This is a genomic window from Paenarthrobacter sp. (assembly GCF_031180005.1).
In the GTDB taxonomy this organism is placed as follows: Bacteria; Actinomycetota; Actinomycetes; order Actinomycetales; family Micrococcaceae; genus Arthrobacter.
The window spans coordinates 99,197-111,600 of sequence record NZ_JAPSHI010000003.1 but is presented as its reverse complement, the minus strand read 5'-3'; the positions used below and the strand labels follow the sequence as shown (position 1 = coordinate 111,600).

General features: G+C 62.9%; 11 protein-coding genes. 1 reads left to right on the top strand and 10 read right to left on the bottom strand.

All coding sequences use genetic code 11. The features are described from left to right. Positions 1-37: 37 nt before the first annotated feature. The 7 genes from RIF72_RS04080 to truB form a co-directional block, all read right to left on the bottom strand. A complete protein-coding gene (locus RIF72_RS04080) occupies positions 38-1,381 on the bottom strand; it encodes a pitrilysin family protein (RefSeq protein WP_309073579.1) in 1,344 nt (447 codons plus the stop codon). Positions 1,382-1,462: 81 nt separating this feature from the next. Next, positions 1,463-3,715 carry a polyribonucleotide nucleotidyltransferase gene (locus RIF72_RS04075; RefSeq protein ID WP_309073578.1) on the bottom strand — a complete coding sequence of 751 codons (2,253 nt, stop codon included), beginning with the start codon at positions 3,713-3,715 and terminating at the stop codon, positions 1,463-1,465. 239 nt (positions 3,716-3,954) lie between these two features. Continuing rightward, positions 3,955-4,224 (bottom strand): 30S ribosomal protein S15, encoded by a 270-nt coding sequence (gene rpsO / locus RIF72_RS04070; protein WP_017198030.1) that lies wholly within the window; start codon positions 4,222-4,224, stop codon positions 3,955-3,957. A gap of 159 nt (positions 4,225-4,383) precedes the next feature. After that, complete coding sequence (locus tag RIF72_RS04065) at positions 4,384-5,367, bottom strand: bifunctional riboflavin kinase/FAD synthetase (protein ID WP_309073577.1); 984 nt, start codon at positions 5,365-5,367, stop codon at positions 4,384-4,386. 89 nt (positions 5,368-5,456) lie between these two features. Continuing rightward, entirely contained in the window at positions 5,457-5,909 is a 453-nt protein-coding gene (locus RIF72_RS04060) for a hypothetical protein (protein WP_309073576.1), read from the bottom strand. Between the two features lie 2 nt (positions 5,910-5,911). Then, complete coding sequence (locus tag RIF72_RS04055; protein ID WP_309073575.1) at positions 5,912-6,265, bottom strand: hypothetical protein; 354 nt, start codon at positions 6,263-6,265, stop codon at positions 5,912-5,914. 2 nt (positions 6,266-6,267) lie between these two features. Then, a complete protein-coding gene (gene truB, locus RIF72_RS04050; RefSeq protein ID WP_309073574.1) occupies positions 6,268-7,191 on the bottom strand; it encodes a tRNA pseudouridine(55) synthase TruB in 924 nt (307 codons plus the stop codon). 34 nt (positions 7,192-7,225) lie between these two features. On the opposite strand from truB, the gene RIF72_RS04045 reads away from it, so the two are divergent. Next, positions 7,226-8,380 carry a pyridoxal phosphate-dependent aminotransferase gene (locus RIF72_RS04045; protein WP_309073573.1) on the top strand — a complete coding sequence of 385 codons (1,155 nt, stop codon included), beginning with the start codon at positions 7,226-7,228 and terminating at the stop codon, positions 8,378-8,380. Between the two features lie 25 nt (positions 8,381-8,405). Here RIF72_RS04045 and RIF72_RS04040 read toward each other — a convergent pair whose 3' ends face one another. From RIF72_RS04040 to infB, 3 genes are all read right to left on the bottom strand, one after another. Then, positions 8,406-8,888 carry a nucleoside deaminase gene (locus RIF72_RS04040; RefSeq protein ID WP_309073572.1) on the bottom strand — a complete coding sequence of 161 codons (483 nt, stop codon included), beginning with the start codon at positions 8,886-8,888 and terminating at the stop codon, positions 8,406-8,408. 76 nt (positions 8,889-8,964) lie between these two features. Next, entirely contained in the window at positions 8,965-9,429 is a 465-nt protein-coding gene (gene rbfA / locus RIF72_RS04035) for a 30S ribosome-binding factor RbfA (protein ID WP_309073571.1), read from the bottom strand. Positions 9,430-9,506: 77 nt separating this feature from the next. After that, positions 9,507-12,389, bottom strand: a complete 2,883-nt coding sequence (gene infB / locus RIF72_RS04030) for a translation initiation factor IF-2 (protein ID WP_309073570.1) — start codon at positions 12,387-12,389, stop codon at positions 9,507-9,509. Positions 12,390-12,404 lie beyond the last annotated feature (15 nt).

Here is a 12,404-nt window from a genome sequence, read left to right as displayed (position 1 = left end):
ACAGTGCGGGAGTCCAGAGATTTCGGACTGGAACCTACTAAAGGCCGAAAGTCTCGGTTTCCTCGAACGGACCAACAACGGTGATGGTGCGGGGCGCCGCTGCGAGCTCACGGGCAAGTTCCTGAACGTCATCCACCGTGACGGCCTTGATGCGCGCCAGGGTCTCGTCTATGTCCTGGAATTCACCGGAGACCAGTTCCGCCCGTCCAAGCCGCGACATCCGCGAACCTGTGTCCTCAAGTGCGAGCACAATCCCGCCGCTGAGCTGTCCTACTGCTTTACGAAGCTCTTCGTCAGTGATGCCTTCCTTGGCGAGCTTATCCAGCTCCAGGCCCAGGAGTTCCAATACCTGGCGAACCTTGGAAGGAGTGCATCCGGCGTACATCCCGAAGTATCCGGCATCCGCATACGCTGCCGTGAACGAGTACGTGGAGTACACCAAGCCGCGCTTCTCACGAATTTCCTGGAACAGGCGGGAAGACATGCCGCCTCCCAGTACGGCGTTCAGCACGCTCATGACGAACCGGCGGTCATCCGTGGCAACGATCGTGGGGCAACCCATAATAATGTTGGCTTGCTCCACGGGACGTTTAACCACGTGCAGTCCTGATGTGCCAGTGATGACGGCCCGGTCAGAACCCCGGCGGTCTACCGGCGCGGCATCAGCGTCAAGCTGCCAGCCCGCAGCTTTGAGAGCATCCAGGACAAGCTGGCAGACGACATCGTGATCCAGTCCGCCGGCCGCGGTAATGACCAGTTCCTCCGGGCGGTAGTAGCGCTGGTAGTGCGCCCAGACCGAATCCCTGGCCACAGCTTTGATGGCATCCGGGGTTCCCCCGATTGGCCGCGCCAACGGGTGGTGGCCGAGGACGGCCGCTACGAATTTTTCGTGGGCGACATCTGTAGGGTCATCACTGTCCATGGCAATTTCTTCAAGGATGACGTCGCGTTCCTGCTCCAATTCGGCAGGATCGAGAACCGCGCCGGTAATCATGTCAGCGATGACATCGATGGCCATGGGCAGGTCCGTGTCCAGGACCCGGGCGAAGTAGCAGGTGCTTTCCTTGGCGGTCGCTGCGTTGGATTCGCCACCCACCTCGTCAAAGGCGGAGGCGATCTCCAAGGCTGTGCGCCGCTTGGTGCCCTTGAACAGCAGGTGCTCAAGGAAGTGTGTGGAACCGTGCTGGCCGTCCGCTTCGTCGCGTGAACCCACTGCCACCCAGAACCCGATGGTGGCCGAACGCTGGCCGGGCATCGCCTCGGTGAGGACGCGCACGCCGCCGGGGAGGACAGAGCGCCGCACGACGGAACCGCCCTCGGCACCGTGGATCAGTTCGCCGCCGGGAAGGGTTTGCTCCAGCGGCAAGGGTACGACAGTCATTAAGGCCTTTCAGGTTAAGGCCGGAAGGGCCGGTGGAGCTTTTTCAAGCCCACCGGCCCTGCCGGGTGTACTGCTTACAGACTACTCTGCGGACTCTTCAGCGGCCTCGGCCGGAGCGTCCTCGGAGGCTGCTCCTTCTTCCTCGGCAACTACCGGGGAGAGGGAGAGCTTTCCACGGTCGTCGATCTTGGTGATCTCGACCTGGACCTTCTGGCCAACGGAGACAACGTCATCAACGTTGTCCACGCGCTTGCCATTGGCCAGCTTGCGCAGCTCGGAGATGTGCAGCAGGCCGTCCTTACCCGGCGTCAGGGAAACGAAAGCACCGAACGTGGTGGTCTTGACGACCGTACCCAGGTAGCGCTCGCCGATTTCCGGCACCTGCGGGTTGGCGATGGCATTGATGGCGGAACGGGCTGCATCTGCAGACGGACCGTTGGTGGCGCCAATGTAGACAGTGCCGTCATCTTCGATAGAGATGTCCGCGCCCGTGTCTTCCTGGATCTGGTTGATCATCTTGCCCTTGGGGCCGATGACCTCTCCGATCTTGTCCACGGGGATCTTGACGGCGATAACGCGCGGTGCGAACTCAGAGAGTTCGTCCGGGGTGTCGATCGCTGCGTTGATGACCTCGAGGATGTGGAGGCGGGCTTCGCGGGCCTGCTTCAGGGCTGCCGCCAGTACAGAAGCCGGGATACCGTCGAGCTTGGTGTCCAGCTGGATGGCCGTGACGAACTCGGAGGTACCTGCAACCTTGAAGTCCATGTCGCCGAATGCGTCTTCGGCGCCGAGGATGTCAGTCAGGGCTGCGTAGCGGGTCTGGCCGTCAACCTGGTCGGAAACCAGGCCCATGGCGATACCGGCAACAGCTGCCTTCAGCGGCACACCTGCGTTAAGCATGGAGAGCGTCGAAGCGCAGACCGAACCCATGGACGTCGAACCGTTGGAACCGAGAGCCTCGGACACCTGGCGGATGGCGTACGGGAACTCTTCACGGGTGGGCAGAACCGGTACCAGGGCGCGCTCAGCGAGGGCACCGTGGCCGATTTCGCGGCGCTTCGGGGAACCGACGCGGCCGGTTTCACCGGTGGAGTACGGCGGGAAGTTGTAGTTGTGCATGTAGCGCTTGCGCGTTACCGGCGACAACGAGTCGATCTGCTGCTCCATCTTGAGCATGTTCAGCGTGGTGACGCCCATGATCTGGGTTTCGCCGCGCTCGAAGATCGCGGAACCGTGAACGCGGGGCAGAACCTCTACCTCCGCGGTCAGCTGGCGGATGTCCGTGAGGCCACGGCCGTCGATGCGGACCTGGTCCTTGAGGATGCGCTGGCGCACAACATGCTTGGTCACCGAGCGGAAAGCTGCGGACAGTTCCTTTTCGCGGCCTTCGAACTGGCCTGCAAGTGCACCAAGGACCTCGTCCTTGAGCTCGTCGGAGGCGTTGTCGCGCTCCTGCTTGTCAGCGATCTGGAAGACAGCAGCCAGCTTGTCAGCGGCAGCGGCTTCAACCGCAGCGTAGACGTCATCCTGGTAGTCAAGGAAGACCGGGAACTCAACCGTAGGCTTGGCAGCGCGGGCTGCAAGGTCTGCCTGTGCTTCGCAGAGTGCCTTGATGAACGGCTTGGCAGCCTCGAGGCCCTCGGAAACAACCTCTTCGGTAGGAGCGGTTGCGCCCTGTTCCTTGATGAGGTTCCAGGAGTTGTCCGTGGCTTCGGCTTCAACCATCATGATGGCGACGTCGTCACCGGCGATGCGGCCGGCAACAACCATGTTGAACACGGCGTTCTCAAGCTGGGAGTGCTTGGGGAAAGCGACCCACTGCGAACCCTGCTCGTCGGCGATGAGGGCAACGCGGACGCCACCAATCGGGCCGGAGAACGGGAGACCGGACAGCTGCGTGGACATCGAGGACGCGTTGATGGCGACGACGTCGTAGAGCTCATCCGGGTTGATGGCCAGGACGGTAACCACGATCTGGACCTCATTGCGCAGCCCCTTTACGAAGGCGGGGCGCAGCGGACGGTCCATCAGGCGGCAAGCCAGGATGGCTTCGGTCGAGGGGCGGCCTTCGCGGCGGAAGAACGAGCCCGGGATACGGCCGGCAGCGTACATGCGCTCTTCAACATCAACCGTCAGCGGGAAGAAGTCGAAACCTTCGCGCGGCTGCTTGCCTGCGGTGGTTGCCGAGAGCAGTGCGGTGTCTTCGTCGATGTAGACCATCGAGGCGCCGGCTGCCTGCTTGGCAAGGCGGCCGGTTTCGAAGCGAATAACTCGCTTGCCAAAACGTCCGTTGTCGATAATGGCTTCGGAGAACTGGATTTCGGGACCCTCCATAGAGAGTCACCTCCGTTTCTGTTAGCGGAAGTCCGCCGCATCAACCCAGGCCTCTTCTTTATTCCTGGCCTGTACGACACCCGGTCATCGATCGAGATCCACGGGCTCATCGTCACAGATGGCTTCCCGGGAATCACTACCGAGGACCGCGAATGCGCGATGCGGTTGATTCCTGTTTTTAGTTGTTGGTAAAGAAGGCGGCCCGTTCCGATATGGAGCGGGCCGCCCCTAAATGCAGACTAGCGGCGCAGGCCGAGACGCTCGATGAGCGCACGGTAGCGGGCGATGTCAGTGTTCTTCAGGTAGGAAAGCATGCGCTTGCGACGACCAACCATGGCCAGCAAACCGCGCTGGGTGTGGAAGTCGTGCTTGTGCTCCTTCATGTGCTCAGTCAGATCCTTGATCCGCTGGGTCAGGACCGCAACCTGCACCTCGGGCGAACCGGTGTCGCCTTCAGAGGTTGCGTATTCCTTGATGATGGACTGCTTTACAGCGGCGTCAAGTGCCACGTGAACTCCTAGAGTTGTGCCGTGCCTCCCGGTGCAGCGCCTCGCTGACGGGTTGTCCCTGGTACGTTGCCGCACACAAAAACAGGTCCAGCCGCCACGGACTGCAGCCGGATCCACTCATCAGTTTACCGGCACGTCAGCAGTGTTGTCGAAATGCCGCTAGCGCCGGGTCAACAGCTCATGCGCCTGGGCTACGTCCAGGCACATTTGTTCGACCAACGCTTCCGGTCCCCGGTAAGCCACCATGCCCCGCAGCCGCTGCGTAAATTCGACGGCGACAATCTGCCCGTAGAGGTCGAAGTCTTCAACGTTCTCTTCAGGACGGTCGATGACGTGCGCCTCAACCTGCCGGCTGACGCCGTCGAACGTGGGGTTGGAGCCAACGGAGATGGCGGCAGGCCAACGCGTGCCCGCCTGGTCGATCAGCCACCCCGCATAGATGCCGTCCGCCGGGACGTAACCGGTGGAATCGTGGGAAAGGTTTGCCGTGGGGAAACCGAGATCCCGCCCGCGGGCAGCACCGTGCACCACTTCCCCGCGCATGCGGTGGGGCCGGCCCAGTACTGCGGCAGCAGTAACTACATCTCCTTCGGACAACGCCTCCCTCACCCAAGTGGAGGAACAGCGGCGGTCAGCATCGCCGTCGTCGTGAACCGGGAAGCCTCCCGCGCCGTATTCATTGACAACCTGCACCCCGAAGCCGAGCTGGTCACCCAGCTCCTGCATGGTGACGACGTCGCCTGAGTTGCCGGCACCGAAGCGGAGGTCGTGCCCTACAACGAGGTGTGCGGCGTGAAGTCCGTCGAGAAGGACCTCGCGGACAAACTCCAGCGGGGTCATCGCAGCGAGGTCCAAGGTGTACTTCATCACCAGGACAGCATCCACACCGGTATCGCCGAGGGCCTCAAGTTTGTCCTGTAACCCCATGATGAGCTCCGGAGCGGAATCCGGCCTGTGCACCTGGGCGGGGTGGGGATCGAACGTGACGGCAACCGAGGGAATGTTGTGCCGCTTTGCTGTGTCGGTCAACTGCGACAGAACGTGCTGGTGGCCACGATGGACGCCGTCAAAGTTCCCGATGGTAACGACAGTAGGTCCGAAGTCCTTAGGGACTTCGGTGGGATCGTTCCAGATGTGGACCATCAACCTCGCCTTTTTACTGCAGATGTTCGTTCCGCCCGGCAACCTCCCGGCGCCGGAACATTCTAAGGTTACCCGCTGGGGTGTTTGACTCAGGACGGCCGGCGTTTGTTGAGCCACAGAAGGCCAAGGATCGGCAGGACCAGCGGGACAAAGCCATAACCGCGGCCAAACAGGGACCACACAGTGTCGTGCGGGAAAGCAACAGGATCAAAAAGGCTGATCGCACCCACCACCAGTACCCCCACGAGCTCAATGAGCACAGCGGCCAAGGAAACCTTGAACCAGGTCCTGCCCGGCTTTGCGAGCGAGATGGTGGCCACGATATACACCGCAGCGGCGAACGCTGAGAGGATGTGCGCCAACGGAGCTTCGGCGAATTTGGTGGCGATCTGGTAGCCGGCACGTGCCGTCGCGGACAACGCGAACACGGCGTAGACCGCGATCAGCAAGCGTCCGGGCCCTGTGTTCCGGGTGTCCTTCTGCACCGACTGCCGGTTCGCAGGGTTGGTCTCGGTTCCAGTCACGTTGTGTTCTTCCTTCATGGTCAGTACCAGATCTGGTTCATGCGGGCAGCCATCACCAGTGCGGTAACGCCCACTGCCGCAAGGACGAAGTTGCTCCAGCGGGTCCGTTCAAGGATGGCCCAATAGACGGCCCCAAGCGGAATCATCAGGGCAACAATGAGGTAGCCCCAGAACTCCCATGGTTCACCTGCCATTTGCTCACCCATGGCAACGCGGACGATCGAGCCCACCAAATACACCACGAGCACAAGCTCGACGGCGAGCACGGAAAAGATGGTGGGGTCGTTCGGGGCTTTCTTCATCAAGCCGGCCACGACGCACATGATCGTGGACACCAGTCCAACGATGAGGATGGCGTAGAAATATCCGTCCATGCCTATTTTGCCTGCCCTGTTCCAGTTCCCGGCGCGAAGACCAGCACCGGTTTAGCGAAGCTGCCCGTGTCTGCAAGCAGTGCCACAAGCTCCCCCGACGGCGCGAATGCCGCGGCGGGCTTTTCGGCCGTGGCGGCGTCCGGCGTTCCTGCTTCCGGCCCGGCAGCGATGCGGCGGCCAAAGGAGATTTCGATGGTTTCTGCCTCGCTCAGCTCCCGGTTGGGCATCAGCGAGCGTGCCGCCAGGGACATCTCCAGAACCTCGAGCTCTTCTGCGAGCTCCTCCAGCGTTCGGGCCTGATCAAGGGAGTAAGGGCCAACTTTGGTCCTGCGCAGGGCTGTGAGGTGCCCACCGACACCCAAGGCGTTGCCGAGGTCCCGGGCCAACGCCCTGATGTACGTGCCGGAAGAACACTCAACGGTGACGTCGACGTCAACTACCCTGCCGCCGTCGATCCTGGTGATGGAATGGATATCGAAGCGGTGGATGGTGACTGGACGAGCCGCGAGTTTGACCTCTTCACCCGAGCGGACGCGGGCGTAGGAGCGTTCGCCGTTGACCTTGATGGCGCTGACGCTGCTGGGAACCTGCTGGATAGGCCCGGACAGCGCGGCGACGCCGGCGGCAACGGCATCGTCAGTAATGTCCGCTGCGGTGCGGGCCTCCGTGACCTCGCCCTCGGCATCATCTGTGATGGTGGTTTCGCCCAGCCTGATGGTGGCCGTGTACGTCTTGGACGTGCCCACGATGTAGGTCAGCAGGCGGGTGGCCTTGTTGATGCCGAGCACCAGAACGCCGGTTGCCATGGGATCAAGCGTGCCGGCGTGGCCCACTTTCCGGGTGCCGGCCAGCCGCCGCATCCGGCCAACCACGTCATGGCTGGTCCATCCCTGCGGTTTGTCAACGATTACCAGTCCAGAAAGCACGCTTACCAGTATATGGGTGGCTAGGATGGCTCCCATGCCTGAGCTTGCCGCGCATGTCCGCGACGTCCCCGTGAACCAGATCCGTGAGATCACCGAAGCCGCGTGGTCCACCCCCGGAGCAATCGTCCTCAGCATCGGGGAGCCGGGCTTTGCCTTACCCCGGCACATCCTCGACGCCGGCATGGACTGCCTGGATCGCGATGAGACCAACTACACACCCAATGCCGGGATCCCGGCCCTCCGCGAGGCTTTTGCCGCCCGCTTCCGCGAACAGCAAAGGGCGGATCTCGGCGCGGAGCGTGTGTATGTTGTGGACGGCGCCCAGCAGGGACTGCACTTCGCCATGAGCCTCCTTCTCTCCCCCGGCGACGAGATTCTCATCCCCAATCCCGGCTACCCCACCTTCGCCATGACCAGCAGACTGCTGCACGCCGTGCCGGTGCAGTATCCGCTGTATCCGCGGAACGATTTCCAGCCGCACATCGAGGACATCGAGACCCTTATCACGCCAAGGACCCGCGTCCTCGTGTTGAACTCCCCCTCCAATCCCTTGGGTGCCGTCTTTAGCGAGGAATCCACCCGCCAACTTGTGGAGCTTGCCGTTCGCCATGACCTCTGGATCATCTCCGATGAGTGCTATGAAGCCTTCACGTTCGATGTGCCCCATGTCAGTCCTGCGCGCTTCGACAGCGACGTCCCCGGTGAAGCCCGGGTCTTCACTTCCCTGACACTGTCCAAGACCTACGGGCTGACAGGCCTCCGGATTGGAGCGTTGATCTGCCCGCCCGGGTTGGAACGGAAGATGAACAACGTGATGGAGTCGATCGTGTCCTGCGTCGCGTCGCCTTCGCAGTACGCCGCCTTGGCCGCGCTGACAGGCCCCCAGGACTATGTTTCCCAGGTTCGCGACCACTACCGGAGTAACCGGGATGCAGCCTCCGGCGTGCTGGCCAAGAAAGGAATTCCGTTCCTGGGTGCCCAAGGGGCTTTTTACCTTTGGGCTGACGTCTCGCACGTGAGCGGCGGGGATGTCAGGACCTGGGCGCGGGCCTTCCTCGCTGAGTCCGGAGTGTCCTTCGCTCCTGGGACGGCATTCGGCTCGATCGGCGAGGGCTGGATCAGGATCGCCCTCTGTGGGGGTCAACAAGACCTGCTCGACGGCGTCAGCCGCCTCCCTGGCAAGGTCTAGTTTCCGGTCCTTTGAGTAAGGCGGCTCAGTAGGCCGTCCGGTGCGCGTGGCTACGCCACGCGTCGAAGGGTTCATCTGAAGCGTCCAACTGCGCATGCTCCACGGGCAGCAGTTCCGGTCTGGTGCCTGCGAAATACTCGTAGAACACAGCGTCGTCGAAGCCCGCTTTGGCCGCGCCGTGCCGATCTGCCGCAAAATAGACGTGCCCGATCCTGGCCCAGAGGGTGGCGGATAAGCACAGCGGGCATGGTTCACAGCTTGCGTAGAGAACGGAGCCCGTGAGGTCGAAGCTCTTGGTTGCAGCTGCGGCACGGCGAATCGCCACCACTTCGGCATGTGCTGTGGGGTCGTGGTCCCGGGTGACCCGATTGACTCCCTCATGGATGGTTCCGTCCGGGGTGACAACGACGGCGCCGAAAGGGCCGCCGCCGTCGGAAACGTTGTGCACGGCCAGTTTGATGGCCAGCTTCAGGTATTCATCACGTTGCTGAGCATTGTGCGGCGACATGCTCCCGATCATAGCGAGTTTGAGTACAGCAAATGCCCCTAAGAACGCTTCTTAGGGGCATCAACTGCACAAAAAACTAGTCTTTGGCGTCTTCGTCGAAGTCGTCCTCGTCGAGGTCCTCCGGTGAGTCGCCCTTGTAAGGGTCTGCCTCGCCTGCGTGTTTGGCACTGGCAGCCAAAGCGGCTACCTCTGCGTCGCGACGCTTGGCATCACGTAGGAGCTCCTCAAGGTTGGAGGCATTGACCGGAATCTGGTCAGCCACGAACTCGAGTGTCGGAGTGAGGCGAACAGTGATGTTGCGGCCGACTTCCTGACGCAGCACACCTTTGGCCTTCTCGAGCGCCCTGGCGGCATCAGCCTGAGCTATGTCGTCACCAAAAACGGTGTAGTAGATGGTGGCGTGCTGAAGGTCGTTGGTGACGCGGGCGTCCGTGACCGTGATGGACTCGACCCGCGGATCCTTGACCCGGCGTCCGAGGGCCTCAGCAACGACGACCTTTATCCGCTGTGCCAGCTTGGCGGCGCGTGCGGGATCAGCCATGACTTCCTCCTGGAAAGTAGAAAAGGGGAAGGAACGGGTCCGCCGGGGCTACCCGACGGACCCGTTCCAAACGGAACCTAGCTACGCGGCTTTTCGCGCATTTCGAAGGTCTCGATGATGTCGCCTTCATTGATGTCATTGAAGGAGCCAAGACCGATACCACACTCGAAGTCGGTGCGGACTTCGGTGGCGTCATCCTTGAAGCGCTTGAGCGTCTCAACGGTGAGGTTGTCACCGATGACCTTGCCGTCGCGGCTGACACGTGCCTTGCTGTTACGGCGGATGATGCCCGTGCGGACGATCGAGCCGGCGATGTTTCCGAACTTGGAAGAACGGAAGACTTCGCGAACCTCGGCAGTACCGAGCTGAACTTCTTCGTATTCCGGCTTGAGCATGCCCTTGAGGGCCATCTCGATGTCATCGATTGCTGCGTAGATGACCGAGTAGAAGCGCATATCCACGCCTTCACGGTCGGCCAGTTCAGCAACACGCTCGGCCGGCTTGACGTTGAAGCCGATGATGATGGCGTTGTCCACCGTGGCGAGGTTGACGTCGTTCTGCGTGATGGCACCCACACCGCGGTGGATGACACGAAGCTGAACGTCGTCGTCTCCGACGTCGATCTTGAGCAAGGCGTCTTCGAGGGCTTCCACGGCACCGGATACGTCACCCTTGAGGATGAGGTTGAGGGTGTCGATCTTGCCTTCGGCAACGGCCTGGTCGAAGTCTTCCAGGCTGATGCGCTTGCGACGCTTGGCCAGTGCAGCGTTGCGGTCGGCAGCTTCGCGCTTCTCAGCGATCTGGCGGGCCGTACGCTCGTCAGGGGTCACCAGGAAGGTGTCACCTGCACGCGGCACGTTGGACAGGCCGAGGACCTGGACCGGGCGGGACGGCAGTGCGACATCGAGTGCCTCGCCGTTCTCGTCGAACATGGCGCGGACGCGGCCGTGAGCCGTACCGGCCACGATCGTGTCGCCCACTGCCAAGGTTCCGGACTGCACCAGGACAGTAGCAACGGCACCGCGGCCCTTGTCGAGGTTCGCTTCGATGGCAATGCCTCGAGCGTCCTTGTCCGGGTTGGCGCGCAGATCCAGTGCGGCATCGGCGGTCAGCAGCACGGCGTCGATCAGTTCGTCGATGTTGAGGTTCTGGCGGGCAGAGACCTCTACGAACATGGTGTCGCCACCGTATTCTTCGGGAACCAGGCCGTACTCGGTCAGCTGGCCCTTGACCTTGTCAGGGTTGGCGCCTTCCTTGTCGATCTTGTTCACGGCGACGACGATCGGCACGTTTGCTGCCTGGGCGTGGTTGAGTGCTTCCACCGTCTGCGGCATAACGCCGTCGTCGGCTGCGACAACCAGGATCGCGATGTCAGTGACCTTGGCACCACGTGCACGCATGGCCGTGAAGGCCTCGTGACCGGGGGTGTCAATGAAGGTGATATCGCGGGCCGTGCCCTCGTGGACGTGGCTGATCTGGTAGGCACCGATGTGCTGGGTGATGCCACCGTGCTCGCCGGCCACAACGTTCGAGTTGCGGATGGCGTCCAACAGGCGGGTCTTACCGTGGTCAACGTGACCCATGACGGTGACAACCGGTGCACGGGCTTCGAGGACGTCGTCGCCTTCGGCGTCGAGTTCGTCCTGGATGTTGATGTCGAACTGGTCCAGCAGCTCGCGCTCTTCATCCTCCGGGGAAACAACCTGGAGCTTGTAGCCGAGTTCGGCGCCAAGCAGGCCAAAGGTGTCTTCGTCCAGGGACTGCGTAGCCGTTGCCATCTCACCGAGGTGGAACAGTACGGTTACGAGCGATGCGGGGTTCGCATCGATCTTCTCGGCAAAGTCCGTGATGGACGAGCCACGACGCAGGCGGATGATGGTCTCGCCGTCACCGCGGGGTACTGATACGCCGCCCAGCGACGGAGCACTCATCTGCTCCAGTTCCTGGCGCTTGGCACGCTTCGACTTGCGCTGCTTGCCACGACCGGCGCCGCCCTTACCGAAGGCACCCTGGGTGCCACCGCGACCGCGGCCACCCTTACCGAAGCCACCGCCGGCGGGAGCCCCGCCACCGGTACCTGCACCAGGTGCGCCACCGGGACGACCAGGTCCGCCACCGGGACGGCCTGCGCCACCCGGACGGCCTGCGCCACCGGGAGCCGGACGCTCAGTGCGGTTGGGCATCATGCCCGGAGTAGGACGGTTTCCGGCACCCGGACCGCCGGCGGGACGCGGTGCGCCCGGACGGGGTGCACCGGGACGCGGAGCGCCGGGACGGGGCCCACCGGTACCTGCTGCGGGACGGGGTCCGCCTGCGCCGGCCGCTGGACGCGGTCCACCGGGGCGTTCGCCGTCGTTGCGGCGTTCGCCTCGGGGCATGCCCTGGGACGGTGCAAACGGGTTGTTGCCCGGACGCGGCGGACGGTCTCCGTCGCCACCACGGCCCCTGGGCATGCCCTGGGACGTAGCAAACGGGTTGTTGCCCGGACGAGGACCGCCGGGACGCGGAGCCTGGCCACCTTGACGTGCCGGAGCCGGAGTCTCTGCCTTGGGAGCAGGACGGGCGCCGGGCTTGGCCGAAACCGAGCTGGATGCGGCAGGAGCCGCAGGGGCTGCCGGCGCGGGTGCTGCCGGTGAAGTGGCAGCCGGAGCCGGTGTAGTGGTGGCCGGAGCTGCCGGAGCAGGGGCTGCAGGTGCCGGGGCCGGAGCCTTCGGCGCTGCAGGACCCGGTGCCGGAGCTGCCGGACGGGATGCTGCGGGAGCTTTGGGGGCTGCAGCGGGTGCGGCGGCTTTGGCAGCGCCGGCACCCGGGTAGGCGTCGCGAAGCTTCTTCACGACGGGGGCCTCAATGGTTGAAGAGGCGGAGCGAACGAATTCGCCCAATTCCTGCAGTTTGGTTACTGCATCTTTGGAAGTAATACCGAGCTCTTTGGCGAGCTCATGTACGCGGACCTTGGCCACATTTCTCCTGTCTCG

Excerpts from the sequence above, each read along its gene's own strand:
- RIF72_RS04060 (WP_309073576.1), bottom strand. The coding sequence starts at position 5,909 with ATGAAGGAAGAACACAACGTGACTGGAACCGAGACCAACCCTGCGAAC.
- RIF72_RS04055 (WP_309073575.1), bottom strand. The coding sequence starts at position 6,265 with ATGGACGGATATTTCTACGCCATCCTCATCGTTGGACTGGTGTCCACG.
- RIF72_RS04040 (WP_309073572.1), bottom strand. The coding sequence starts at position 8,888 with ATGTCGCCGCACAATGCTCAGCAACGTGATGAATACCTGAAGCTGGCC.
- RIF72_RS04065 (WP_309073577.1), bottom strand. The coding sequence starts at position 5,367 with ATGGTCCACATCTGGAACGATCCCACCGAAGTCCCTAAGGACTTCGGA.
- rbfA (WP_309073571.1), bottom strand. The coding sequence starts at position 9,429 with ATGGCTGATCCCGCACGCGCCGCCAAGCTGGCACAGCGGATAAAGGTC.
- RIF72_RS04075 (WP_309073578.1), bottom strand. The coding sequence starts at position 3,715 with ATGGAGGGTCCCGAAATCCAGTTCTCCGAAGCCATTATCGACAACGGA.
- RIF72_RS04045 (WP_309073573.1), top strand. The coding sequence starts at position 7,226 with ATGCCTGAGCTTGCCGCGCATGTCCGCGACGTCCCCGTGAACCAGATC.
- RIF72_RS04080 (WP_309073579.1), bottom strand. The coding sequence starts at position 1,381 with ATGACTGTCGTACCCTTGCCGCTGGAGCAAACCCTTCCCGGCGGCGAA.